The following is a 26,333-nucleotide window of genomic DNA, read 5'->3' on the forward strand; positions in this document are numbered from 1 at the left end:
GGATCAGATCATTTCCTCGCCGCCCTTGCCGCCGAGCACAATCTCTCCGGCTTCGGCCATACGGCGGGCGATGGTGAGAATTTCCTTCTGCGCAGTCTCGACGTCGCTGACGCGCACCGGGCCCTTGGCCTCGAGGTCGTCGCGCAGCAGTTCGGAAGCCCGCTTGGACATGTTCTTGAAGATCTTCTCCTTGACCCCTTCGTCCGAGCCCTTGAGGGCCAGCACCAGCACGTCGGAGGAGACTTCGCGCAACAGCGCCTGGATGCCACGGTCGTCGACGTCGGCGAGGTTGTTGAACACGAACATCAGGTCTTCGATCTGACCGGACAGGTCTTCGTCGACTTCGCGGATCGAGTCCATCAACTGGCCTTCGATCGAGCTGTCGAGGAAGTTCATGATGTCGGCAGCGCGCTTGATCCCGCCCAGCGTGGTGCGCGAGGCGTTGGAATTGCCGGAGAACTGCTTCTCGAGAATCTGATTGAGTTCCTTGAGCGCCGCCGGTTGCACGGTGTTCAGCGACGACACGCGCAGGATGATGTCCAGCCGCACCTTGTGATCGAAGTTGCCGAGCACCTCGCCAGCCTGGTCGGGGTCGAGGTAGGCGACGACGATGGCCTGGATCTGCGGGTGCTCGTAGCGGATCACATCCGCCACCGCGCGCGGCTCCATCCACTTAAGGCTGTCCAGGCCGCTGGTGTTGCCACCCAGCAGGATCCGGTCGATCAGGCCGTTGGCCTTGTCCTCGCCGAGGGCCTGGGTCAGCATCTTGCGGATATAGCCGTCGGAGCCAACGCCGAGGCTGGTCTGGTCGCCGACGATGTCGACGAACTCGCTCATCACCTGCTCGACCTGTTCGCGATGGACATTGCCCATCTGCGCCATGGCCACGCCGACCCGCTGCACCTCTTTCGGGCCCATGTGCCGCAGCACTTGGGCGGCATCGGTTTCACCCAGGGACAACAGCAGGATCGCGGCTTTGTCGACCCGGCTGAGTTTGGCGATCGCGGCTCGGTTATCACTCATCTGCGTTAATCCACTCTTTCACGACCTGGGCCACACGACCCGGGTCTTCGGCCACCAGGCTCTTGATTGCATTCAACTGAGCGTCATAGCCTTCGCTCGGGCTTGGCAGCAGGATGCTTTGCGGACCGCCGAGGCTGACCCGGTCGTTGCCCAACTCGCCATCCAGGCCACCCATGCCACCCAGTTCGGCGTCGCTGCCGATGCCGGCCAACTGGCGACCCTTGCCGCCGCCGGTGATGTTGTTCAGCACCGGACGCAGCACGCCGAACACCAGCACCAGGATAAACAGCACGCCGACCACCTGCTTCACCACGTCCCAGAACCACGGTTGGGAGTAGAACGGGATTTCGGCGATGACTTCCCCGCGCTCGGCGGAGAACGGTACGTTGATCACACTGACACTGTCGCCACGGCTGGCGTCGAAACCGACGGCGTCCTGCACCAGCCGGGTGAAGCGCGCCAATTCATCGGCGCTCCACGGCGCGCGGCTGGTTTCGCCATTGGCCGCGTTGACCTTGACCTGATCGTCCACCACCACCGCCACCGACAGTCGATTGAGACGGCCTTGCTGCTGCTTGGTGTGGCTGATGGAACGGTCGAGTTCGAAGTTCTTGGTCGACTGCTGGCGCTTGTCCGCCGGATAAGGCGCGAGCATCGGCTGGCCGGTGGCCGGGTCCATGATCTGCTGGCCGTTGGCGTCGAGCAGTGGCTGGCCGGGCTGCACCATGCCGCCGGCTGCCGCGGCACCACCAGTGGTCTGCGGTGCCGAGGCCGGTGCCGGTGGCTGATTGCTCAGGGCGCCGGGCACACCTTGTGGGCCATTGCTGGCGGTGCGCTGCTCGCTGGTCGATTGCTCGCTGCGCAGCGCCGGCTGATCCGGGTTGAACTGCTCGGAGGTCGACTCGACCGCGCTGAAATCGATATCGGCGGAGACTTCCGCCTTATAGCGATCATTGCCCAGCACCGGTTGCAGGATGTTGTGCACCCGCTGGGTGAGCATGCCTTCCATGCGCCGGCTGTAGTCGAACTGCTTGCCGGCCATGGTCAGCGCGGAGGTTTCCGCCTGGTCGGAGAGCAAGGTGCCCTTCTGGTCGACCACGGTGATTTGCGATTTGCTCAGCTCAGGAACGCTGGTGGCGACCAGGTTGACGATGGCCACTACCTGGCTTGGCTCCAGCGAGCGTCCGGAATACAGCTCCACCAGCACCGAGGCGCTGGGCTTGCGTTCGTCACGCACGAACACCGAGCTTTTCGGAATTGCCAGGTGCACACGGGCGGCCTTGACGTTGTTCAGGCTGGAAATGGTCCGCGCCAGTTCGCCTTCGAGGCCGCGACGGTAACGGGTCGCCTCCATGAACTGACTGGTGCCCAGGCCCTGGTCCTTGTCGAGGATCTCGAAACCGATATTGCCGTCGGTGGGCGTGACGCCGGCGGCGGCCAGTTTCAAACGCGCACGCGGCAGGTCGTCGGCCTTGACCAGCAAGGCGCCGGAATTGGGTTCGACGGTGTAAGGAATGTCGGCAGTGGCCAGGGTGTCCATGACCTGCTTGGCATCCATCCCCGCCAGACTGCCGTACAGCGGCCGATAATCGGGCTGTTGCGACCACAGCACCACGGCAAAACCAATCGCCACGCTGGCTGCCAGGCCGACCAACAGGCCGACCTGACGCAACATGGTCATCTCGGAAAGGTTTTCCAGGAAGGACAAGCCGAACAGCGGTGGCTTGCCGTCCGCTGCATTGGCCTTGGCCGGAACGTTATCGGCGACTGCTTCTGCCATGAGTCAATCTCGTCCTTAAACCGGCATCTGCATGATGTCTTGGTAAGCCTGGACCAACTTGTTGCGGACCTGGGTCAGCGCCTGGAACGACACGCCGGCCTTTTCCTTGGCGATCATTACGTCCGTCAGGTCGACACCGCTCTTGCCGATCTCGAACGCCGTGGACAACTGGGTCGAGGCCTGTTGGGTGGCGTTGACCTTGTTCACCGCCTGACCCAGCATGTCGGCAAAGCTGCTCCCCGCCTCTTGCGGCGCGGCAACGGCTTTTGGTGCGGCCATGGCGTCCATTTGCATGGCGCGCATGTCCAGCATCAACCGATTAAATTCAATTCCTTGGCTCATGACTGCTCTCTCTGACGACCCGCAATTTTTTGACACTCACGCAGCGGGTAGGGAGGTGTTAGCAACAAGGGTGCCAGCTCGATGACGGGGTTTGAAAAACGCTGCTGGGATTGCCGTCAAATACCTGACCAGTTGCACGCGGGGGACGGCGATCTACTGTAGGAGCGAGCCGGCTCCGGGCGGCGTTCCGACGAAGAGCCTGAGGGCGCCGCGTACATTCAGGATGCCCGTGTCATCGTTGACGACCATCGCGAGCAGGCTCGCTCCTACAGGGATCTCACCACCCACAGAATCCGCGTGTATCGCAGAAGCGGCATCACTCACGTCGCAAACAAATACCCCTCCACATCCATCCCTGCATCGCGCATCTGCGCCAGCTTGTAGCGCAAGGTACGCGGGCTGATGCCCAGCCGTTCGGCAGCTTCCTTGCGCCGCCCGCGTTCGGCGCGCAGGGTGTCGATAATCATCTGGAATTCCCGGCGGCGCAGGTCGTCGCCCAGCGCACCGGCGGACTCAGCCTCGACCGCCGCCGGGCGTGCCGCCATCGTGCTCGGCGCAATCACCGGCAACGGTGCACAGGCCACCGGTCCGGACAGGCAGAAGTCCTGCGGCTCGATCACTCCGCCCTGCTGCAGAATCAGCGCACGCTGGATGGCGTTGTCCAGCTCACGCACGTTACCTGGCCACGGATATCCGACCAGGCATGCCTGCGCCTGTTTCGAGAGCCTGGCGTGGGCGTGCTGCATTTTATTGACGTGCTTGGCCAGCAGGCGTTCGGCCAGCGGCAGAATATCGGCGGTGCGTTCGCGCAACGGGCGCCAGGCCAGTGGGAACACCGAGAGCCGATAGTAGAGGTCTTCGCGAAAGCGTCCCGCCGCCACTTCGCCAGCGAGGTCACGGTTGGTGGTCGCGACCACACGAATATCCAGAGTGATCGGCTTGCGCGCCCCGACCCGCTCGACTTCACGCTCCTGCAACACCCGCAGCAACTTGGCCTGCAGGCCCAGGGGCATTTCCGAGATCTCGTCGAGGAGGATGGTGCCGCCATCGGCCTGTTCGAATTTGCCGGCCTGGGCGGCGATGGCCCCGGTGAAAGCGCCCTTTTCATGACCGAAGAGCGTCGCCTCGAGCATGTTGTCCGGAATCGCCGCGCAGTTGATCGCAATGAACGGCTGACTGGCACGTCGCGAATGTTGGTGGATGTAGCGCGCCAGCACCTCTTTGCCGGTGCCCGATTCGCCGGAAATCAGCACCGTCGAATCGCTGCGCGCAACCCGCGCTGCTAACTCAAGCAGTTGCGCACTGGCCGGCTCGAACGCCACCGGGCCCTCGCAGCTATCCAGGCCACCCAAGGCATGCCGTTCCACCAGATCAAGGAGCGCCCTGGGCTCAAACGGCTTGACCAGATAATCCGCCGCGCCCTGGCGCATCGCGTCCACTGCACGCTCGACCGCGCCGTGGGCGGTCATCAACAACACCGGCAACTGTGGATGCCGGACCCGCAGCGCACTGAGCAATTGATGGCCATCCATGCCCGGCATGTTGACGTCGCTGACCACCAGATTGAACTGCTCTTGTGCCGCCCGCTCCAGCGCTTCCTCAGCCGAACCGACCGCACAGTAGTCATGACCGCCCAACAACAGCGTGTCGGCCAATGCCTCACGCAGCGCACGGTCGTCTTCGACCAACAGAACCTTGATTGCCATGCCTTACTCCATGCCTTGCGTATTGCTGAACAACGGCAGGAGCAACAGCGCACAGGTGCCGCGACCGGGCCGCGAGCGCAGTTGCAATTGTCCCTGGTGCGCCCGCGCCACAGCCTTGACCACGGTCAGGCCAAGGCCGGTGCCATTGGTCTTGGTGGTGAAAAAGGGTTCGCCCAGACGCTCAAGCACCGCCGCATCGATGCCGCCGCCATTGTCACTGACACACAGGCGCAGGCTATTGCCCCGGGCATACAGGTGCACCTTCAGGCGCAGCGATGCGTCGCCGGCCTGGATGGCGTTTTCCAACAAATTAAGCAGCGCACCCACCAAGGTGTCGCGATTGCATAGCAGCTCGCCGACATGGGCGTCGCACTGCCAGCGCAGCGGCACGTCCTGGACATGGGTTTGTGCCGCCGCCTGCAGCGACTGCATCAGCGCCTTCGGGGTAACGCGATCGGTCAACGGCAATTCGCCGCGGGCGAACACCAGCATGTCGCGCACCTGATGTTCCAGCTCGTGCAGACGCTCCTTGAGGCGCCCAGCAAAACGCTGCTGGGTCGCCAGCGGCAGCGCCTGCTCAGTCAGATGACTGGCGTAAAGCAGAGCGGCGGACAGCGGTGTGCGGATCTGGTGCGCCAGCGAGGCGACCATTTTCCCCAGCGATGACAAGCGCTCGTGGCGCGCCAATTGATCCTGCAGGTGACGGGTTTCAGTCAGGTCATTGAGCAGCACCAACTGCCCCGGCTCGGCATCCAGGGAGCGCGTGGCAATCGACAGGCGCCGCCCGTCCTTCAGGGAAATTTCATGGCCGTCGTCTTCACGAGGAGCAAAACAGCGGGCGATGACGTGGCGCCACAACTCGCCCTGCAACGGCAGCCCCAGCAGTTCGCACGCCGCCGGATTGGCCTCGCCGACAATACCCTGGCCGTCGATGACGATGACGCCACCAGGCAACAGGTCGAGAAGGTTTTGCAGACGATTGGCCAGGCGCTCTTTTTCCGCCAGTTCTTGCATGCGCTGGGCGCTGACCACCGCCAACTCGCCCTTGAGCTCGGTCACCCGGGCTTCCAGCAGGCTGTAGGAATCGGTGAGCTGGCTCGACATCTGATTGAACAGCGCGAACGCTTGCTCTAGGCCCAGCCGGCTGGCCTGCTCCGGGCTGGACGCATCGAGGGCTGAAGAGATGGGGGCGGCGTGGGGCATCGTGCTCTCTCGCTTGGCTGACCGTCAGTGAAACGGACCGTTGCGAGGGCTGTAGCAATACCCGTGCCGAAAAAAAACCGCTGACTCATCAGCGGTTTATAAAACAGGCGTCAATCGTCCGCCTGTTCGTCTCCTTCGCGCCGGCTCATGCCGTACTTGCGCATCTTCTCCACCAGGGTGGTGCGACGGATACGCAGGCGCTCGGCAGCGCGAGCCACGATGCCATTGGCATCGTCCAGCGCCTGCTGGATCAGACCCTGCTCAAGGCCACCGAGGTAGTCCTTGAGGTCCAGGCCTTCGGGTGGCAGCAAGGCGTTGGCAGTGAAGTCCGGGGCATGGCCGTTGATGGCCACCCGCTCTTCGAGATCGCTGCGCAGGCTGTCGACCATCTGCTCGTCTTCATCGTCGACGTAGCGGAATTTCTTCGGCAGCTCGACCACGCCAATCACCCCGTACGGATGCATGATCGCCATGCGCTCCACCAGGTTGGCCAGCTCGCGAACGTTGCCCGGCCAGCCGTGACGACACAGCGACATGATCGCCGCCGAGTTGAAGCGAATCGAACCGCGCTTCTCGTGCTCCATGCGCGAGATCAGCTCGTTCATCAGCAACGGGATGTCTTCGACGCGCTCACGCAGCGGCGCCATTTCAATCGGGAACACATTGAGGCGGTAGTAAAGGTCTTCGCGGAAGCTGCCGACCTCGATCATGCTCTCGAGGTTCTTGTGGGTCGCGGCGATGATGCGCACATCGACGCTCTGGGTCTTGTTGCTGCCCACGCGCTCGAAGGTGCGCTCCTGCAACACGCGCAGCAGCTTGACCTGCATCGGCAGCGGCATGTCACCGATTTCGTCGAGGAACAGGGTGCCGCCGTTGGCCAGTTCGAAACGCCCGGCACGGCTGGTGATCGCCCCGGTAAAGGCGCCCTTCTCGTGGCCGAACAATTCGCTTTCGAGCAACTCGGCCGGGATCGCGCCGCAGTTGACCGGCACGAACGGCGCGTCGCGACGCTTGGAGTGATAGTGCAGGTTGCGTGCGACCACTTCCTTGCCCGTGCCCGACTCACCGAGGATCAGCACGCTGGCATCGGTATCGGCCACTTGCTGCATCATCTGGCGCACGTGCTGGATCGCCCGACTGGTGCCGACAAGGCTGCGGAACAGGTTGGGCTCGCGATGGCGACCGCGCTCGCGGGCCTGGTCGTACATCTCGCGATAGACCTGGGCACGGTGCAGAGAATCGAGCAGTTTGCTGTAGCTGGGCGGCATTTCCAGGGTCGACAGCACCCGGCGACGCTGGTCGTCCGGCAACTCGACGGAAGAATTATCGCCCATCAGCAAAATTGGAAGGAACTCATCCCAGCTTGCCAGTGTCTTTAACAGAGCCGACAACGAACCAGGTGCATTGACCGTCCCGATCAGGACGCAGATGACTTCACGACTAGACGACAAAGAGCCGACAGCCTGCTGCCAGTCATGGCTACCGCAGGGTAAATTTTCTTCCCCAAGAAAATTTAAGATCACCGCCAGGTCGCGGCGGCGCACGCTATCGTCATCAATCAGCAGAATTTTGGTTTCACGCCACATGCAATAGCAACTTCCCTAGTCAACTCAATGCCCAAATGAGAGGCAAGCTAGACGCCTGCAGGCACGGTAAGCCTTATAGACGTCTGAATTCCGCAAACAGCCACTAGTTAAGTCAAAAAACCGCGCAGAGTCAAATTTATGGCGCAGGTGCCCGGACAAACTGATTAACCAAAGCGTTAACCGAACAGATGGTAAACCTTTGCCGCGCTCTTCGCTTGGTTGATCTGCGTCATTTCGTCGACGATTGCCTGGCGCTCGCCCATCGTCGCTTCCAGCAGTTGCTTGTAGACCACCAGCAGACTTTCAAGATTTTCCCGAAGCGCCTGCTCATCGACCGGCGCCTCGCTCAAAACGTCGTCAACGCAACTGCGGCAAGCGACGTCCAGCTCACCGATCGCCTCCCAGTCACGTTCGGCCAATGCGTCGACGAGGGCTTCGCGGGTTTGTTCAATGCGTTGCAGGGCTTGGCTCATGTGATCATCCTCAGGCCCGCAGGCCTATTGCGCGACCTCTTGCGTGGCAATCGCGTCCCAACCACTTTTGACAGTAATCAGCAGCCGCGCCACTTCATCGATCAGCTCCGGATCATTGCTGGTGTTGGCCTTGAGCAGTTGCGTGCACATGTACTCGTAGAGGCTGTCCAGCTGTTGGATGGACGCCGGATCTTCGGCCTTCTCTTCATCCAGGCCCTGGCGCAGACCGGTGATGATGTCGATGGCCTTGGTCAGCAGCAGGCACTTCTGGGCAATATCCCCGCGCTCCAACGCGCCCTTGGCCTGCGCCAGACGATCGAGACCGCCTTCAAGCAGCATCTGAATCAGACGATGAGGGCTGGCCTCGGAGATCTGCGCGTGGGAGTTGACCTTCTGGTACGCACGAAGGGCTTTCATAGGGTTCATGTTGCTACCTCGGTACAAGTCGCGGGCGATTCGATGGGGTGTTACCAGTTTCTCGACTGCAGCCTCGAGAACTTTAGTCCAGGCGCCTTGCTCTGGACCAGAGGCCTGCCGGCGCGGGGCGTTCGGGCGCCCCGCCAGACATCAATCCGACTTCGGATTGTTCAGCGAGTTGAGGGTGGTCATGATGCTGGAACTGCTGGCGTTGATCTTCGCAATCAAGGTGTCCATGGCCGTGTATTTGGCGGTCAGGGAGGTTTGCATGCTGTCGATTCGCCGATCGAGGTCGGCCTGCTGAGTGGTCAGGTCGGTCAACTTGGTGTTGAGATCAGTCACCCGCGAAGCCAGCAAACCGGTGGTGCCCACGTAGGGTTCGGTGGTCTTGTTCATCCGAGTGATCAAGCCCTGGTCACCGGTGAAAAGCTTGGCGATGTCATTGGCGCCCTTGACCACCGCCTTGTCCCACGCCTTGTCATCAAGGGTCAGCAAGCCGGTTTTCTGGTCCGTGGTAATCCCCATTTGCGACAGGCCACTCATGCTCCCGGAGCCTGAACTGCTGACCAGTTCACTGCGCAAGCTGGCGACCAGTTGGCGCATCGATGCGTCACCGGTCAACGCACCGGCGGTGGTTGTCGCGGCATCACCGGTGGCAGAAACCTTGGTCTGGGTGTTGATGCTGGTCATCAGCGCGTTGTACGCCGAGACGAACGACTGCACCGAGGTCTTCAAGGTGGCGGTGTTGCTTTCCACGTTGATGGTGATCGGCTTGTCCTTGTCGGCAGCGATCAAGTCCAGGGTCACACCGCTAATGGCCGACGCCACCTTGTTGCTGGTGGATTCCATGGCGATGCCGTCAATGGTGTACTTGGCGTTCTGCGCCGCCGGCCCCTTGTCATAACCCTGCGCCAGCTGCGAATCACCGCTGAGAGTGATATCGGTGCCCGCTCCACTGTTGGTGGAGCCGATCACCAGGCGTGCGCCGTTGGCATCGCTCAGCACGTTGGCACTGATGCCTTGGGCCGACAGCTGGGTGTTGATCGACTCACGCACCTGCTGCAGCGTCGCGCCACCGGGGATCGACACGTCGTAGCTTTTGCCCGACTGGGTAATGGTCAGCGTCTCGGCTTCATCGCCGGTGTTGGCCACACCCGAAGTGCCGCCCGGGAACACCTTGCTGGTGACTTTCGAGGAAGTGGCCAGATCCTGCACCACCACCACGTACTTGCCACTGGAAGCGCCATCGCCCAGGGTCACCTTGACGTTTTTTTCTTCGGACGAGGTAGCGGCAAGCCCATTGAACGCCGACACGTTGTTCAGTTTGGTGATTGCCGCGCGGTAAGTCTCCAGCGCACCTTTCACCGAGCCGACGGCCGACAGCTGGACGGTGGTGGTCGTCTGCTGCTTGGTGATCTGGGACTGCTTGGGGGCCTTTTCCGCGGCGACCAGCGCCTTGACGATACCTTGCGTGTCAAAGCCCGAACCCGGGCCGGAAATCGTTGAACTCGCCATCTGTATTCTCCTTGTCCTGTGGCTGCCGCTTTATTGGCACACAAACACCTAAGCAGCAGTCAGAAACACATTTCGTGCCAGCTCAAGCCTTGGTATCGAACAGCAAGCTGCTGGCATCACTCAGACTCTGCGCCAGCTTCAGCGCGGTCTCTGATGGAATTTGTCGAATCACTTCACCACTGTCGGTGGCGATCACCTTGACCACTACCTGGCCGGTAGAGTCATCGATGGAAAAATCCAGGTTGCGCTGGGAAGCCTGCACAAACTCACGAATATCGGTCACTGCTTTTTCCAGGGTCAGTTGCTTTGACGTTCCGGCACTCTCCGGATCCGTCTCTGCCACCGGCATTGGCTGGTTTGCTTGAGCACTGCTGGCCTGGGGGGCGCCAGCAGGATAGGACGCGTTCAGCTTGATACTCATATCCATGTCATCACCTCCAAACCAAAAAAAGACAAAAGGGCACGTATACGCGCCCTTCTGTCAGTCAACCGTTACCGATATTACTGAAGCAGCTTCAGTACAGCGGATGGCAGTTGGTTAGCCTGGGACAGGATCGCAGTGGAAGCCTGTTGCAGGGTTTGTTGCTTGGTCAGCTCGGCGGCTTCGGAAGCGAAGTCGGCGTCCTGTACGCGGCTACGGGCAGCGGTGGAGTTTTCCGAGATGCTTTGCAGGTTGGCAACAGTGCTGGTGAAACGGTTTTGCACCGCACCCAGTTGCGAACGCTGGGTGTCGATCTGCTGGATCGCGCCGTCCAGGGCCTGAATGGTCTGCTGGGCGCTAGCCGAAGTCAGAACGCTCAGGTCAGCAACGGTGGTTTCCATTTTGATGGCTTTGGTGGTCGCGGCGGCAGCAGTGGTCAGACCCAAAGTGCTCAGGCCGTTACCCGAGCTACCATCAGCGATGGTGATGTCTTTGGTGGAGAACAACTGCAGGGAGTTGTCGGTCTTGTTGACGCTGGCAGTAACGCCGGTGCTTGCGCTGTTGATCGACGAAACGATGTCAGCCATGGTCGAACCAGCAGTGAATTTCACTTCGGTACCGTTCAGGCTTACCGAGGTAGCAGCGGTCAGCTTGGCTTCGGTAGTGCCAGCGGACAGGCCCAGCTTGGCCAGTGCACCTGCGCCGCCGTTGGCAGCTGCGCCAGTGCCGTTACCCAGCTTGATTGCTTTGCCGTCTGTGGAAGTCAGTTGCAGGCGACCGTCGGTTACCTCTGCGGTTACACCGAACTTATCAGTTAGGTTGGCAGCGTCGATTTTATCCGCGATATCGGTGAGTTCGTCGCCGATAGCGAAAGTAACGTTCTTACCATTGATGTTGATTTCAGCTGCGGCAGTCAGTGCGCCCGGGACAGCTGGGGTGGTGGTAGGGACACCACCAGTTACAGCACCGCCGCTCAGACCGGAAGTCGTGGTGCCGCCGATGTTGATCGCAGCGCCGGATGCCGATGTCAGGACGAGAGCCGTGCCGCCACCGTTTTTGGCAGCGGTGATGTCAGTATTACCTGCGTTAGTCAGAGCGGTTTGGATAGCGGCAAGAGTTGTATCGATGTCATCGGCAGAAGTGGTGTTGACAGTAGCGCCGTTGATATCAAAGGTTTCGTTAACGGTTGGCGCAGCGAAAGCGGTACCGGTCAGGACACGCGGAGAGGTAGTGGTGGTAGCTGGAGTACCGCCTGGCAGAGTGATCGCGTTACCAGTCACACCAGCCGACAGAGTAGTAGTCGCGCCAGCTACAGTAGCTTCGCTGTAAGTACCCTTCAAACCAGTAGCGCTGATGTCGCTCATGCCGAACGAGATGGTCTGGTTGGCGTCGGAACCGATCTGGAAGCCAACGTTCTGGAAAGTACCGTCCAGCAGGTTACGACCACCGAAAGTGGTGGTAGCAGCGATACGGGTCAGCTCACCAACCTTGGCAGTGAATTCCTGTTGCAGGGAATCACGGTCAGCGGCGCTTTTGTCACCGTTCGCGGAGTTCAGGGCCAGCTCACGCAGACGCTGCAGAATGTTGGTCGATTCTTGCATCGCGCCTTCAGCGGTCTGGGCGATGGAAGTGCCGTTGTTGGCGTTGTTGATTGCAACGGTCATACCCTTGACCTGGGAGGTCAGACGGTTGGCGATCTGCATGCCGGCAGCGTCGTCTTTCGCGCTGTTGATTTTCAGGCCGGAAGACAGACGGGTCATCGAGTTACCCAGGGCATCGCCAGCTTTGTTCAGGTTCCGCTGAACGGTCAACGATGTAATGTTGGTGTTTACTGATAAAGCCATGACGAATTCCTCGTGGGTTGGGTGCTGCGGCTTCCGGCCCTGGCAACCGCCGGGTGTGGCCTAGAGAACCTTCGTAATAGTTATCGTCGTGAAAACACTTTGCTTGAGGGGTTTTTTGCAATTTTTTGGTGGCAGGGTGCCAGCCCTTTGATTTCAAGGGCTTACAGGCGGAAAACTGACGTCAATAAAACGCAAAACGCCCGAGAGTTTTCACTCTCGGGCGCTTTGCCTTGAGGCCGGTGCAGCAGAGGATCAAGGACGATGGAGAATCGCCGAACCCCAGGACAGGCCTACACCAAACCCGCTGATCGCCACCCGCTTCCAGCTGGAGTCGAACATGTGCTTTTCCAGCAGCAGCGGAATGCTCGACGACACGGTGTTGCCGGTCTCGACCATGTCCTTGATGAACTTCTCCGGCTCGCCTTCGAAGCGCCGAGCCACGGCGTCGACAATGGCCGCGCTGCCTTGGTGAATGCAGAAGGCGTCAATGTCTTCGGACTTGAGGTCCGAGTCGTTCAGCAGTTCGTGCAAATGCGCCGGCACTTTGAGCAGGGCGAAGTTGAACACCTGGCGACCGTTCATGAAGAACACGCCGTCGCTGACTTTCAGGTGCGGTGCGCCGGAACCGTCGGTGCCGAACTTGGCCTTGCCCAGTTGCCAGGCTGCGTCTTCGCCCATCCAGGTGGCGGTGGCCGCATCACCGAACAGCATGGTGGTGTTGCGGTCTTCCGGGTCGACGATCTTCGAGTACGGATCGGCGGTGATCAGCAGGCCGTTCTTCAAGCCTGCGGCTTCCATGAAGCCCTTGATCGCGTACAGGCCGTAGACGTAGCCGGAGCAGCCCAGGGAGACGTCGAACGCGGCGACGCGAGTCGACAGGCCGAGCTTGTCCTGAACGATGGCGGAGGTGTGGGGCAAGCCCTCCTCGTCGCCATTCTGCGTGACCACGATCAGTACATCGATGGCCTGGCGGTCGAGTTGCGGGTTGCTGGCGAACAAGGCGTTGGCCGCCTCGACGCACAGATCGGAAGTTTCCTGGCCAGCATCCATGCGCGGCAGAAACGCCGAGCCAATCTTGCCCAGAATGAATTCTTCATCCTTGGCGAATTTTGCGCCCTGCGCGTAGTTATCAAGCCCGTTCACTGGCACGAAACTGGCGATGCTTTTTATGCCAATCATTGTGGCTTCCCAAAACAGAATAACTGGAGATCACCGCTCGCACGATCGAGAGGCACTGATAACAAAGGGGTCCGACGCCGAAACAGACGCCAGACACGGGTGCCGAATCCATGAAAATCAACCCAGCAACTACCGGGCACCCGTCCCACTCGTTTCACACGATACAGTGAAGATGCCCTTTATGACTCATAGGTCACTCTATTTTGTGTGCAATGGGCAAAACAGTTACCGCAAGTAAATCCTGCGGACGGCCGAAAGCCGCCGAAAAACCTGTGTCAGCTGAAGGACTTGCAGACTGGAAAGGCAGGTGAAGCAAAGATGACCGGTCGTCACTGGGCACAGTGCCGACCGGTATTCAGGCGGGGATCAAAGCTTGTTGAACAGGCTCAACTGAGAAATCTTCACAAACGCCAATTGCGAGGCTTCGAGCATCGCCTTCTGGAACGCCAGCTCGATGGAGGCGCCGGCCATGTCGGTGTTGGCCAGCGCAGCGGTGGTCGAGTCATTGGCCAGCCCCTGGCTGACGTTTTCCTCGGACTGGATGTCGACCGCCTTCAGCCGGGCCCCAATCGAACCGCGTGCGTTGTCGATTCCGGCGCTGGCGTTTTTCAGGTTGCCAATCGCCGAGTTGATCGCATTCTTCTGCTGTTGCTGAACCGCCAGGTTGCCATCGCTCGGCACGGTCAACGCCTGACGCAACTGGCTGATGGTGTCCAGCGCGCTCTGGGTCTGGTGATTATTGGCGCCGATGACAAACTGATCGCCGGATTTGACCGCACCATTGAAATCGAACTTGACCCCAACCGCCGTCAGCGAATCGCCGGCGGCATTCAGGCTGCCCTTGCTGATCGACTTGCTGTTGGCGGTCAGCGGCTGGGAATACACCTCGTACTCGGTGTCGCTGGTGAACTTGATCACCGCGCCATTGCTCGGGAAGCTGTCACCATAGACCTTGGCATCGGCCACGCGGGTGCCGGTGATTTGCGCTGTCGATGGATTGCTCGGGGTGCGCGAGGCGTTGAAGCTGTCCGGCTTGGCTTCTAGGGTAAAGACCTTGCCCGCCACCGCCGCATCCTTGTCCGCTGCCGGGATGTCGCCGAGGTTGAGGTCGATATCGAACTTCACCCCACGCAAGCTGACGCTGTGGGCGCCCTCTTTGGTTGCGTCGAAGGTGCCGTTGCCCGGCACTTCCGAGGTCACGTCCTTGCCCGTGGCATCCTTGAGGATGAACTGGGTGCTGCTAGTGAACTCCAGGCTGTACGGCTGGCCGTCGGCAAAATTTTTGTTGTACTGCTGGTTGGAGGTGATCAGGCCATCCGAGACGGAGACCTTGCCGTCATAGACCGATGGCGGTTGCAGCGAAGCCTGGGTGCGACCGGTATTCAGCGCGCCCTCCATGATGCTCTTGGCCGTATCACTGGCGGCCAGGCTCAGGGTGTCACTGACTTTCAGGTTGAGCTGCGAATCGTCACCCTGATAGGTGTAGGTGCCATCGTTATTACGCACATAGGGTGGCACATCGGTCTTGGAGCCGGAGAACAGGTAGTTGCCGGATTCGTCCTTGCTGTTCAACAGGCTGAACACCTGTTCTTCGATATTGCCCAGCTCGTTGGCAATCGAGGTGCGGTCCGCATCGCTGATCACGCCGCCGCCCGACTGCAAAGCCAGTTCGCTGACCTTTTGCAGCGCGGTGTTGATGCTGTCGAGCACGCTTTCCTGACTGCTCAGGGCCGACTTCAGGCTGCTCATGTTGCCCGCGTACTGCAGCAGGGTGTCTTTCTGCTGCTGCAGTTGCAGCAAGCGAGCCGCGCCCACCGGATCATCCGCCGCCGTCTGAATCCGTACGCCAGAGTCAATCTCGCCCTGAGTCTTGACCACCGACGAGAAGTTGTTCTGGTACTTGGCAGTACTGGTCTCAAAGAACTGGGCCGTGGAGATACGCATCGTCGATGACTCCCTTAAAGACTGTTGATCAGTGTCGTGAATGTGTCTTGCGCGACCTTGATGATCTGCGACGACGCGGTGTAGTACTGCTGGAACTTGACCAGGTCGCTGGCCTCTTCATCGAGGTTGACCTGGGACACCGAACTGCGACTGGATTTGGCATACTCCAGCGCGGCGCTGTTGGCGGTGCCATCGACGCTGGCCTGGCTGGCCTTGCCGCCGACCGTGGACACCAGGTGGCTGTAGGCGCCGCCCATGCTCATCCCGGCACTGGCGCCGCTGACGCCGACGGTGGCCTTGTTTTGCAGGGCCAGCAGTTCGTTGGCGTTGCGGTTGTCGGCCTTACCGTCCTTGTTGAACTTGATATCAAAACTGTCGCCCTTGCCCGGCGAGCCGCTGATGGTGGTGTCAAAGCCGATGGTCTTGTTGCTGCCATCAGGGTTCTTCACCGGATTGCCGGCGGCATCCAGCACCGGTACGTTGATCGTGACCTTGTTGGACTGACCCGGAACAATGCTGCCGGTGCCGATTTCGTCGCCCGCCTCGTTCAGCACCCGATAGGTCTGGGTACCGTCCTTGGCTGCGTCAAACGCGATGCGCACCGGCATCGCGCCCTCAATCTGGCCCTGCAACTGGCTCAGGTCGGCACCACCATAAATGTCCAGCATCGACGACAGGTTCGGCGCGCTCAATACGCCCGAACCACTGTTGGAGCTGCCCTTGTCAGCCACCAAGGGTGCGGCGAACGCCAGCTTGTTCGGGTCTTTCAACTGCACCGCCATGTCGCTGGCACCGGTGCGGGTCGGGCTGACCTTGAAGCTGTCGCCGGCACTCAGGCCACCGCCGTTGAGCTTGAGGCTGAAGCCGTCGATCATGTCCGGCGGATTCTTAGTCACATCGAACGGGCCCAGGGTGGTGCCATCGGAGCGCTTGACCGTGTAGTTCTTGTCGCTGCTGAACGTCACCTGGTAGTCGTAGGTGGTCAGCTTGCTGCTGTCGCCGATGGTCACATCAAGGTTGCCGGAGCCGGCGCTGTTGCCCGAAGTGGCCAGGCTGCGTTGGCTGATGGCCTGGGCGCTGTTGATGTTGTTGAACAGCGACGAACCAAACTCGCCGCTGGCATCCAGGCCCTGCCCCGACTGCTTGTTGATCGCGTCGGAGACCACCAGCGCGGTGCGTCCCAGGTCATTGATGGCCGGCGCCAGCACGTCGTCGCGATAACGCAGCAGGCCGCCCATCTTGCCGCCGGTGATCACCGAGGTCACTTCGATGCTCGACTGCGGGTAATCGATCTGCAGGCTGAACTGACTCTTGTCGGTCTTGCCCGGCACCGCCGTGAGGGTGCTGGCGGTGTTGCCCAGCACCAGCGACTGGCCGGTACCGAGGCTGATGTCGTAGACGCCGTCGTGCTCCTGGACCTTGACCCCGACCAGCTCATTCAGCGAACGCACCGCTTCGTTACGGGCGTCCAGCAGGTTGTTCGGGGTGCTGCCGGACTTGCCGTACTGAGTGATCTGCTGGTTCAGCGAGGCAATGGTCGCGGTGTGCTGATTGACCATCGAGGTCAAGGTGCTCAACTGACTGTTGATGCCTTCGTTCTGCTGCGTGAGCTGGCTGGAGATCGAGTTGAAGCGGTTGCTCAAGGTCTGTGCGTTGGTCAGCAGCAATTGCCGTGCCGAGGTATCGCTCGGGTTGCCGGCAGCGGTTTGCAGCGAGGCGAAGAAGCTGCCGAGCGCGGCCGAGACACCGGTGTTTTTGTCCGAGAGCAGCTTGTCGACCGAGCTGACCTGATCGAGATAGGCCTGGGCATCGCCATTGAGCGAAGTGGTGGTCTGCAACTGCGCGTCGACGTAGGCGTTGTACACCCGGCGCACATCGGCCAGGGTGGTGCCGCTACCGATGAACACGCCGCCGACCTGCTGCGAGCCTGCAGTACCCTGGACGATTTGTTGACGCGAGTAACCCGCGGCGTTGGCGTTGGCAATGTTATTGCCGACGGTGGCCAACGCAGCCTGACTCGCATTCAGACCCGACATCCCGATATTGATCAAGCTCATGTTTCAGACCTTATAAATGCATGGGAGAACTCGCCGCGGCGTAGTTCTCGTAACTCTTCATTTGTTTGGCAATCTGCGAAATCTTGCTGGCGTAGTTCGGGTCGGTGGCGTACCCGGCCTTTTGCAACTCGCGTACAAACTGTTCCGGGTTATCGGCCGACTTCAGCACTTCTTGATAGCGATTGTTGCTCTGCAACAAGGTCACCAGGTCGTGGAAGCTGTCCTGGTAGGAGGCATAGGAACGGAACTCGGCCGTCTCCTTGACCATCGCGCCGTTGCGGAATTCGCTGGTGATCGCCCGCGCCTGGGCACCCTTCCAGGTGCTGCCGGTCTTGATCCCGAACAGGTTGTGGCTGCTGTTGCCGTCGGCCTGGCGCATGACCGATTTGCCGTAGCCGGTTTCCAGCGCGGCCTGGGCCACCAAATAACGCGGATCGACGCCGATGCGATCGGCGGCCTGCTTGGCCATCGGCAGCATGGTGTCGATGAATTCGCTCGGCGAGCTGAAGGATTTTTTCGCTGGCGCCAGTGGTGGCTGGGCAATGGCCCGACCGTAGACCTGCAGGCGACCGCGTTCGGCGGAATAACTTTGCGCCGGCAGCCAATCGCCTTTCACCAGCGCGTTGCCTTCGGTGGTGGCGCGGGTCGGCAGCGTGGTGTTGGCGTTGCTTGCGGCAGCCCCAGAGGCCGACGGCACCAGCCCGGCCAGCAGACGGTCCGCCAGCTTCGGCGGCAAGGCCAGGCGGCGCTGGTTGATCAGCGCCATGTCGTTGCTGTGCCCGCCGCCCTCACCTGCCCCTTGCGGCGCGTGGATCGAACGCGAAGCCCACAATGGACGCTGCCCGTTGAGGCGCGACAGCGGCCCATCGGTAGCCGTGGTGCCGGCGGCAATCGGGGTCTGCACCGCTGCCTTGGCCGCTTCCTGCTTGGCCGCCGACAACTCGGCTGCCTCGCCCGGGGCCAGCGGTTTGTTCTTCGACATCTGGCGCATCAGCACATCGGCCAGACCGATGCCGCCGCCCTCGCGGGACATCGAGACCGCCAGTTGCTGGTCGTACATTTCCTGGTACTGCTTGGCCGCCGCGGTGTTCAGCGGGTTGTCCTGGCCCAGGGCTTCGGTGGCCGAGCGCATCGACTTGAGCATCTCGTTGAGGAACAGCGACTCGAATTCCTGCGCCACCTTGCGCATGTTGCCGTCGCTGTTCTTGTCGCCGACCTTGAGCTGGTTAAGCCGATTGAGGTCCGAGTAGGATCCCGAATCGCTGCTGCTGACCAGCCCGCTCTTGCGCATGTCCATGGCCGCTACCTCAAATCACGATCAGGTCGGCTTGCAGGGCGCCGGCCTGTTTCAAGGCTTCGAGGATCGCCATCAAGTCACCCGGTGCCGCGCCGACCTGGTTCACCGCACGCACGATCTCGTCCAGCGTAGTGCCCGGGCCGAACTTGAACATCGGCTTGGCTTCCTGCTGCGCGTTGACGTTGGAGCGCGGGACCACCGCCGTCTGGCCGTTGGAGAAAGCCCCCGGCTGGCTGACGATCGGGTCTTCGGTGATGGTCACGGTCAGGCTGCCGTGGGTCACTGCCGCCGGCGAGACCTTGACGTTCTGGCCGATGACGATGGTGCCGGTGCGCGAGTTGATGATGACCTTGGCCACCGCCTGGCCCGGATCGATTTCGAGGTTTTCCAGGACCGACAGGTAGTCGACGCGCTGGCTCGGATCCAGCGGCGCGGTGACCCGGATCGAGCCGCCATCGATGGCCTGGGCCACGCCAGGGCCGAGCATGTTGTTGATCTTGTCGACGATACGCTTGGCGGTGGTGAAGTCGGATCGATTGAGGTTCAGGGTCAGGCTGTTGCCCTGGTTGAAACCGCTCGGCACCGCACGCTCCACCGAAGCGCCGCCGGGGATACGTCCGGCCGAGGGCACGTTGACGGTGATCTTCGAGCCATCGCGACCTTCGGCGTCGAAACCGCCCACCACCAGGTTGCCCTGGGCGACCGCGTAGACGTTGCCGTCGATACCCTTGAGCGGGGTCAGCAACAGGGTGCCGCCGCGCAGGCTCTTGGAGTTACCGATGGAGGACACCGTGATGTCGACCTGCTGACCCGGCTTGGCGAACGCCGGCAGGTCGGCACTGATCGAGACTGCGGCGACGTTCTTCAACTGCACGTTGCCCGAACCCGGCGGCACCTTGATGCCGAACTGCGAGAGCATGTTGTTGAAAGTCTGCAGGGTGAACGGGGTCTGGGTAGTCTGGTCACCCGTGCCGTTGAGGCCGACGACCAGGCCGTAGCCGATCAATTGGTTGGAACGCACGCCTGAAATACTGGCGATGTCCTTCAGTCGCTCGGCCTGTACGCCGAGGGAGGTGGACAGCAATAACACGGCCGCCATCAGGTGCTTGAAATTCAGCATGGGGATAGTCATCACCTAGAAAGGGAACAGCGGGCTGAGGAAGAAACGGTCGAACCAGCCGGGCTGGCTGGCATCGGCAAAGGAGCCGGTCCCCGAGTAGGTGATGCGTGCATCGGCAACCCGGGTCGAGGACACGGTGTTGTCGGTGGAAATATCGTCGGCGCGCACCAGTCCGGCAATCCGTACCAGTTCGTCGCCGGTGTTGAGGGTCATCCACTTCTCGCCACGCACGGCAATGATGCCGTTGGGCAACACGTCGGCCACGGTCACGGTGATCGAACCGGTCAGGCTGTTGCCCTGCCCGGCCTTGGCGTCGCCCTTGGTCGCTCGATCGCCGCTGTAGCCGGCTTCCAGGCTCAGGTCGCCGCTACCGAACGGGTTGTTGGTGTTGGGTACGCTGCCGAACAGCGAGGTCAGGCCGATGTCGGCCTTGCTGGTTTTGCCCACCTGCGAGTTGGCGTTTTTGCTGGCCTGGGTTTTTTCATTCAGGGTGATGGTGATGATGTCACCGACCCGGAACGCCTTGCGGTCGCTGTACAGGTTCTGCTCGAAACCGGCCTGGTAGATCGAACCGTTGTTGGCGGCGGCCGGCAACGGCGTGCGTGGCAACACTGGGGCATAGTAAGGGTCATTGGGTTTCGGCGTCGGCCCGACGCAGCCCGCCAGCGCGGCGATCCCACTCAATGCGAGAACAGATACAAAGCGATTCATGACCCTAACCTCACGGTATTGCAGGCGACCTCAGGTCGCCCCATAGACTTGATTACAGATTCTGCGTGACGAACGAGAGCATCTGGTCGGCGGTGGAGATCACCTTGGAGTTCATTTCGTAGGCGCGCTGGGTGGTGATCATGTTGACCATCTCCTCGACCGTGCTCACGTTGGAGGTCTCCAGGGTGCTCTGCAGGGTGGTGCCGAAACCGTTAAGGCCCGGGGTGCCGATCTGCGGCGCGCCACTGGCGGCGGTTTCCAGGAACAGGTTGTTGCCGGTGGCTTGCAGGCCGGCCGGGTTGATGAAGTCGGCGGTCTGCAGGTTGCCGATCACCTGGGCGGCCGGGTTGCCGGCGATGGTGATCGACACGGTGCCGTCACGGCCTACGGTAAAGGTCTGAGCTTCGGCAGGGATGACAATCGCCGGTTCCAGGGCATAGCCGCTGGCCGTCACGATCTGGCCGTTGGAGTCCAGGTGGAAGGTGCCGTCACGGGTGTAGGAAGTGGTGCCATCCGGCTGCAACACCTGGAAGAAACCACGGCCGTCAATGGCCATGTCCAGCGGCTGCTCAGTGGTCTGCAGGCTGCCGGCGGTGAAGTTCTTTTGGGTGCCGACGATGCGCACACCGGTACCCAGTTGCAGGCCCGACGGCAGCTCGCTGTCCTGGGTCGACTGGGCACCTGGCTGGCGCTTGATCTGGTACAGCAGGTCCTGGAACTCGGCACGGTCACGTTTGAAACCCGTGGTCGAGACGTTAGCCAGGTTGTTGGAAATGGTGGTCAGGTTGGTGTCCTGGGCGGACAGACCTGTTTTGGCAACCCAAAGAGCCGGAAGCATTCGATTCTCCTCGTGCGCCTGTTTTACGGCGCGACGTTCTGATAATTAGCTGATCTGCAAGACCCGAGCCATGGCCTGGTCGTCTTCTTTGGCGGTGTTCATCATCTTCACGTGCAGCTCGAACTGCTTGGCCAGGGCCAGCACCGAGGTCATCTCTTCCACCGCGTTGACGTTGCTCGACTCGAGGAAGCCGGAGACCAGTTGCACGTTGGCGTCAGCCGGTGCCGGCTGGCCGTCCTTGGTGTGGATCGAACCGTCGAGGCCCTTGGTCATATTCTTCAGGTCCGGGTTGACCAGCTTGATGCGGTCAACTTCGGCCATCACGCGCGGGCCTTCGCCCATGGCGCGGATGCTGATGGTGCCGTCCTGGCCGACTTCGATTTTCTGCTCCGGCGGCACGGCAATCGGCCCACCATTGCCCATGACCGGCATGCCGTTGCCGGCGCGCAGAACGCCAAGGGCGTCGACATTCAGGCTGCCGGTGCGCACATAGCTTTCCTTGCCGTCGGGACTTTGCACGGCGATCCAGCCATTGCCGCTGACCGCGACGTCGAGGTCACGCCCGGTTTCCACCAGCGAGCCAGGGCTGAAATCGGTGCCGGGACGCTCGGACATCGCGAAGGCCCGCGCCGGAAAGCTGTCGCCAAACACCGGCATCGAGCGCGCCTGCTCCAGGTCTTTCTGGAAGCCATTGGTGGAGATGTTCGCCAGGTTGTTGGCATGGGCCTTTTGCGCCGCCGCGTTCTGGCTGGCGCCGGTCATGGCCACATATAGGTACTTGTCCACAGTCGTTCCTCTGCATGCCGGACGATTGCCGCCCACTGCTGTACTGCACTGGCTTTAGCAATTTGCAGACCAACTTGCGCGCAGCCGCGCCAAGTCCTGCAAACACAGGACTTGGCGGCGCTCAGGGGAAGAACAGGCGTGGTGACGAAGACGAAAAACCGGCGCGCCGCTGCCGCTTTACGGCAAACCGGCGCAGTGCGTGACTACCAGCCCTTGACCCCGCTCATGTCCGGCAGTTTGTGGGCAATGCCCTTGTGGCAATCGATACAGGTGGCCTCGCCGCTGGCCAGCGAGGTGGAGTGCATGCTCGAGGCACGCTTGCTCTGGCGGGTGAAATCCATGAACTCGAAGTTGTGGCAGTTGCGGCACTCCCGCGAGTCATTGGCCTTGAGCCGCGCCCACTCGTGCTCGGCCAGTTCGCGGCGCATGCCGAGGAACTTGTCGCGGGTGCTGATGGTGCCGAAGATCTTGCCCCAGACTTCCTTCGACGCCTGCATCTTGCGTGCGATCTTGTGGGTCCATTCGTGCGGCACGTGGCAATCCGGGCAAGTCGCACGTACACCGGAGCGGTTGGTGTAGTGGATGGTGTCCTGCAATTCGACGTAGACGTTGTCGCGCATTTCGTGACAGGAAATGCAGAACTTCTCGGTGTTGGTCGCCTCCAGCGCAGTGTTGAAGCCGCCCCAGAAAATCACCCCGGCAATGAACCCGCCGAGGGTCAAAAAACCCAGGCTGTAATGCACACTGGGTCGACGCAAGACCTGCCAGTAATCCTTGAGCAGCGCCAGCAATGACTTCATGACCGCTCCTCAGGGTTTCTGCTTGTCGGTGATTTCGTCCTGCAGCACTTGGTCGATGTTTTTGAAGCTGTTCTCGACCAGAGGCTTGACGTCTTTTTGCGGCACATGGCACTGCACGCAGAAGTAGCGCCGTGGTGACACTGCCGCCAGCGGCTGGCCGTCGCGATCCATGTAGTGGGTGATGCTGATCATCGGCGCCTGCGTCCGCGCGCTGTTGGCGCGGCTGTGGCAGGTCAGGCACTTATTGCTGTTGGTATCGATGTGATAACCGCGAATGCTGTGGGGAATGGTCGGCGGTTGCTCGGGGTAATTGCGCTCGCGCTTGAGGTCCTTGTTCTCATCCTCGGCCAGCGGCGGCGCGGGCATGTCCTGGGTCAGGGTGCCACCGCTGCGGCGACCATCCGGGGCCGGCGCATCCAGCGGATACCCGGGTTCTGCGGCAAAGGCCAGCGGCACCCAGACCAGCAGCGCGGCGAGCAAGGACAGCATGGGATTATTCATCAAAGCGCTCCTCAGGCCGTCTTGATCAGTTCGATGCGCACTGCGCACTTCTTGTAATCCGTCTGCTTGGAGATCGGGTCCGTGGCATCGAGCGTGACTTTGTTGATCAGCTTGTTGGCATCGAAGAACGGCACGAACACCAGCCCTTCCGGCGGCTTGTTGCGGCCACGGGTTTCGATCCGCGCACGCATTTCACCGCGCCGACTGATGATCTTCACTTCGCTGCCGCGCCGCGCATTCAGCGCCTTGGCGTCGGCCGGGTGCATGTAGACCAGGGCATCGGGCACCGCCTTGTACAGTTCTTCGACGCGCTGGGTCATGCTGCCGGTGTGCCAGTGCTCGAGCACCCGACCGGTGCTCAGCCAGAACGGGAAGTCCTTGTCCGGCGCTTCGGCCGGCGGCTCGTACGGCAGGGCAAAGATGATCGCTTTCTTGTCCGGGTAGCCGTAGAACTGCACACCGCTGCCCTTCTCCACGTAAGGGTCGTAGCCCTCGCGAAAGCGCCAGCGGGTTTCCTTGCCATCCACCACTGGCCAGCGCAGGCCGCGTTCGCTGTGGTACAGATCGAAGGGCGCGAGGTCATGGCCGTGACCGCGACCGAATTGCGCGTATTCCTCGAACAGGCCTTTTTGCAGGTAGAAGCCGAAGTCCTTGGCTTCGTGGTTCTGGAAGTCGGCGTTCAGTTGCTCGTTGGGGAACTGGTCGACATTGCCATTTTTGAACAGCACCTCGAATAGGGTCTTGCCCTTGTATTGCGGGGCACTGGCCAGCAGCTCGGCGGGCCACACTTCGTCAGTGGTGAAGCGCTTGGAAAATTCCACCAGTTGCCACAGATCGGATTTGGCATCCCCCGGCGCGGTCACCAACTGGTGCCAGAACTGGGTGCGGCGCTCGGCGTTGCCGTAGGCGCCCTCCTTCTCGACCCACATCGCCGTCGGCAGAATCAGGTCGGCGGCCTGTGCGGAAACCGTCGGATAGACGTCGGAAACAATCACGAAGTTTTGCGGATTCCGCCAGCCAGGCAAGGTTTCCTGCATCAGGTTCGGACCGGCCTGCATGTTGTTGCTGGCCATGGTCCAGTACACGTTGAGCACGCCATCCTTGAGCATGCGGCTCTGCTGCACCGCATGAAAACCGACCTTTTCATTGATGGTGCCAGCGGGCAGCTTCCAGATCTCTTCGGCCTTGGCCCGGTGCTTCGGATTGGTCACCACCATGTCTGCCGGCAGGCGATGGGAGAAGGTCCCCACTTCCCGCGCGGTGCCACAGGCCGATGGCTGTCCGGTCAGGGAGAACGGACTGTTGCCAGGCTCGCTGATCTTGCCGGTCAGCAGGTGGATGTTGTAGATCAGGTTGTTGGCCCAGACCCCGCGAGTGTGCTGGTTGAAGCCCATGGTCCAGAACGACACCACCTTGCGTTTCGGGTCCGCATACAACTGCGCCAGAGCCTTGAGGCGTTCGGCCGGAACTCCAGTTTCCTTGGCGGTGCGCTCCAGGGTGTAGGGTTTGACGAACGCGGCGAATTGCTCGAAATCGATGTCGGACCAAGTGTTGGCCTTGGCTGCGTTTTTCGCCTTGATCTCCAGCGGATTATCGCCGCGCAGGCCGTAGCCGATGTCGTCGGCGCCTTTGGCGAACTTGGTGTGTTTGCTGACGAACTCCTGGTTCACCGAGCCGCTTTCAATGATGTAGTTGGCGATGTAGTTGAGGATCAGCAAGTCGGTCTGCGGCTTGAACACCATCGGAATATCGGCCAGATCAAAGCTGCGATGCTCGAAGGTGGACAGCACCGCGACCTTGACCCCAGGCTGGCTCAAACGGCGGTCGGTGACCCGGCTCCAGAGGATCGGGTGCATCTCCGCCATGTTCGAGCCCCACAACACGAACGTGTCGGTGGCTTCGATATCGTCGTAACACCCCATGGGTTCGTCGATGCCGAAAGTGCGCATGAAGCCCATCACCGCCGAGGCCATGCAATGCCGGGCATTCGGGTCGATGTTGTTGCAGCGCAAGCCGGCCTTCATCAGCTTGTTGGCGGCATAGCCCTCCCACACCGTCCACTGTCCGGAGCCGAACATCGCAATCGAATCCGCGCCCTTGTTCTTCAGCGCCTCCTTGAACTTCAACTCCATGATGTCGAAGGCCTGGGTCCAGGACACCGGCTGGAACTCGCCCTGCTTGTCGTACTGACCGTTGCTCATGCGCAGCAGCGGCTGGGTCAGGCGGTCGACGCCGTACATGATCTTCGACAGGAAGTAGCCCTTGACGCAGTTCAGCCCGCGATTGACCTCGGCCTTGACGTCGCCGTGGGTCGCCACCACCCGGTTGTCCTTGGTTGCGACCATCACGCTGCAACCGGTGCCGCAGAACCGGCACGGCGCCTTGTTCCAGGTCAGGGAGATCATGTCCTGTTCGGTGATCAGGTTGCTGGCCGAGGTGAACACCGGCAGCCCGGCCGCAGCCGCAGCGATCCCGGCGGCCTGGGCCTTGACGAACTCACGGCGGGTCATGGGCATGTGTGTTCTCCGCTGACATCGAGAATTTCGTGGTACACGAGGGAGGCGTTGAGCACGCCGGGCAAGCGGTTGATTTGCTCGATACGTTGCAGCAAGTGCGACTCACCGGGTATTTCCAGGACCACTACCAACTTGCCTTCGGGACTTTCCTGATGCAGCTCGACGCCCTGCAGCAAGCGCAGGTTGGCTTTCACCCCGTCAAACAACTCGGGGCGGGCGAGCACGATCAAACTGGCGATATGAATGTTCTGTTCCATGACCCACCCTCCTTGCC

23 protein-coding genes are annotated in these 26,333 nt (G+C 61.2%); all 23 read right to left on the minus strand.

Annotated features, from left to right (window positions below; all coding sequences use genetic code 11):
- Window positions 1–3: 3 nt before the first annotated feature.
- A complete protein-coding gene (gene fliG, locus NR126_RS11400; protein ID WP_027621009.1) occupies window positions 4–1,023 on the minus strand; it encodes a flagellar motor switch protein FliG in 1,020 nt (339 codons plus the stop codon).
- Window positions 1,016–2,803 carry a flagellar basal-body MS-ring/collar protein FliF gene (gene fliF, locus NR126_RS11405; protein ID WP_256830239.1) on the minus strand — a complete coding sequence of 596 codons (1,788 nt, stop codon included), beginning with the start codon at window positions 2,801–2,803 and terminating at the stop codon, window positions 1,016–1,018. Before fliF ends, fliG begins: the two co-directional genes overlap by 8 nt.
- A 15-nt stretch (window positions 2,804–2,818) precedes the next feature.
- On the minus strand, window positions 2,819–3,145 hold the full coding sequence (gene fliE / locus NR126_RS11410) for a flagellar hook-basal body complex protein FliE (RefSeq protein WP_027621007.1): 327 nt from the start codon (window positions 3,143–3,145) through the stop codon (window positions 2,819–2,821).
- 320 nt (window positions 3,146–3,465) lie between these two features.
- Window positions 3,466–4,851, minus strand: a complete 1,386-nt coding sequence (locus NR126_RS11415; RefSeq protein WP_256830240.1) for a sigma-54 dependent transcriptional regulator — start codon at window positions 4,849–4,851, stop codon at window positions 3,466–3,468.
- 3 nt (window positions 4,852–4,854) lie between these two features.
- Complete coding sequence (locus tag NR126_RS11420) at window positions 4,855–6,054, minus strand: PAS domain-containing sensor histidine kinase (protein ID WP_027621005.1); 1,200 nt, start codon at window positions 6,052–6,054, stop codon at window positions 4,855–4,857.
- Between the two features lie 110 nt (window positions 6,055–6,164).
- Window positions 6,165–7,640 (minus strand): sigma-54 dependent transcriptional regulator, encoded by a 1,476-nt coding sequence (locus NR126_RS11425; protein ID WP_027621004.1) that lies wholly within the window; start codon window positions 7,638–7,640, stop codon window positions 6,165–6,167.
- A 176-nt stretch (window positions 7,641–7,816) separates the two neighbouring features.
- Window positions 7,817–8,113 (minus strand): flagellar protein FliT, encoded by a 297-nt coding sequence (gene fliT, locus NR126_RS11430; RefSeq protein WP_027621003.1) that lies wholly within the window; start codon window positions 8,111–8,113, stop codon window positions 7,817–7,819.
- A gap of 24 nt (window positions 8,114–8,137) precedes the next feature.
- Window positions 8,138–8,539: a flagellar export chaperone FliS gene (gene fliS / locus NR126_RS11435; RefSeq protein ID WP_027621002.1), complete on the minus strand. Its 402-nt coding sequence runs from the start codon at window positions 8,537–8,539 to the stop codon at window positions 8,138–8,140.
- 141 nt (window positions 8,540–8,680) lie between these two features.
- Entirely contained in the window at window positions 8,681–10,045 is a 1,365-nt protein-coding gene (gene fliD, locus NR126_RS11440) for a flagellar filament capping protein FliD (RefSeq protein WP_256830241.1), read from the minus strand.
- Between the two features lie 82 nt (window positions 10,046–10,127).
- The gene (locus NR126_RS11445) at window positions 10,128–10,472 is read right to left on the minus strand and encodes a flagellar protein FlaG (protein WP_256830242.1); all 345 of its coding nucleotides are present in this window, start codon (window positions 10,470–10,472) and stop codon (window positions 10,128–10,130) included.
- A 74-nt stretch (window positions 10,473–10,546) separates the two neighbouring features.
- Window positions 10,547–12,310 (minus strand): flagellin, encoded by a 1,764-nt coding sequence (locus NR126_RS11450; RefSeq protein WP_256830243.1) that lies wholly within the window; start codon window positions 12,308–12,310, stop codon window positions 10,547–10,549.
- Between the two features lie 252 nt (window positions 12,311–12,562).
- Window positions 12,563–13,489 carry a ketoacyl-ACP synthase III gene (locus tag NR126_RS11455; RefSeq protein ID WP_256830244.1) on the minus strand — a complete coding sequence of 309 codons (927 nt, stop codon included), beginning with the start codon at window positions 13,487–13,489 and terminating at the stop codon, window positions 12,563–12,565.
- 366 nt (window positions 13,490–13,855) lie between these two features.
- Window positions 13,856–15,433 (minus strand): flagellar hook-associated protein 3, encoded by a 1,578-nt coding sequence (locus NR126_RS11460; protein WP_256830245.1) that lies wholly within the window; start codon window positions 15,431–15,433, stop codon window positions 13,856–13,858.
- 14 nt (window positions 15,434–15,447) lie between these two features.
- The gene (gene flgK / locus NR126_RS11465; RefSeq protein WP_256830246.1) at window positions 15,448–17,490 is read right to left on the minus strand and encodes a flagellar hook-associated protein FlgK; all 2,043 of its coding nucleotides are present in this window, start codon (window positions 17,488–17,490) and stop codon (window positions 15,448–15,450) included.
- A gap of 10 nt (window positions 17,491–17,500) precedes the next feature.
- Window positions 17,501–18,787 (minus strand): flagellar assembly peptidoglycan hydrolase FlgJ, encoded by a 1,287-nt coding sequence (gene flgJ / locus NR126_RS11470; protein WP_105754349.1) that lies wholly within the window; start codon window positions 18,785–18,787, stop codon window positions 17,501–17,503.
- Between the two features lie 10 nt (window positions 18,788–18,797).
- Entirely contained in the window at window positions 18,798–19,907 is a 1,110-nt protein-coding gene (locus NR126_RS11475; RefSeq protein WP_256830247.1) for a flagellar basal body P-ring protein FlgI, read from the minus strand.
- A gap of 15 nt (window positions 19,908–19,922) precedes the next feature.
- Window positions 19,923–20,618 carry a flagellar basal body L-ring protein FlgH gene (gene flgH / locus NR126_RS11480; RefSeq protein ID WP_027620993.1) on the minus strand — a complete coding sequence of 232 codons (696 nt, stop codon included), beginning with the start codon at window positions 20,616–20,618 and terminating at the stop codon, window positions 19,923–19,925.
- Between the two features lie 52 nt (window positions 20,619–20,670).
- Window positions 20,671–21,456 carry a flagellar basal-body rod protein FlgG gene (flgG, locus tag NR126_RS11485; RefSeq protein WP_027620992.1) on the minus strand — a complete coding sequence of 262 codons (786 nt, stop codon included), beginning with the start codon at window positions 21,454–21,456 and terminating at the stop codon, window positions 20,671–20,673.
- A 45-nt stretch (window positions 21,457–21,501) separates the two neighbouring features.
- Complete coding sequence (locus NR126_RS11490; RefSeq protein WP_027620991.1) at window positions 21,502–22,242, minus strand: flagellar basal body rod protein FlgF; 741 nt, start codon at window positions 22,240–22,242, stop codon at window positions 21,502–21,504.
- A gap of 203 nt (window positions 22,243–22,445) precedes the next feature.
- Window positions 22,446–23,042 (minus strand): cytochrome c3 family protein, encoded by a 597-nt coding sequence (locus NR126_RS11495; RefSeq protein ID WP_027620990.1) that lies wholly within the window; start codon window positions 23,040–23,042, stop codon window positions 22,446–22,448.
- Window positions 23,043–23,051: 9 nt separating this feature from the next.
- Window positions 23,052–23,531, minus strand: a complete 480-nt coding sequence (locus tag NR126_RS11500) for a nitrate reductase cytochrome c-type subunit (protein WP_372826348.1) — start codon at window positions 23,529–23,531, stop codon at window positions 23,052–23,054.
- 23 nt (window positions 23,532–23,554) lie between these two features.
- Window positions 23,555–26,059 carry a nitrate reductase catalytic subunit NapA gene (gene napA / locus NR126_RS11505; RefSeq protein WP_027620988.1) on the minus strand — a complete coding sequence of 835 codons (2,505 nt, stop codon included), beginning with the start codon at window positions 26,057–26,059 and terminating at the stop codon, window positions 23,555–23,557.
- Window positions 26,050–26,316, minus strand: coding sequence for a chaperone NapD (locus tag NR126_RS11510; RefSeq protein ID WP_027620987.1), 267 nt, complete (start codon window positions 26,314–26,316; stop codon window positions 26,050–26,052). Before NR126_RS11510 ends, napA begins: the two co-directional genes overlap by 10 nt.
- Between the last annotated feature and the right edge of the window lie 17 nt (window positions 26,317–26,333).

The organism is Pseudomonas sp. Pse1, from assembly GCF_024519635.1.
Lineage (GTDB): Bacteria > Pseudomonadota > Gammaproteobacteria > Pseudomonadales > Pseudomonadaceae > Aquipseudomonas.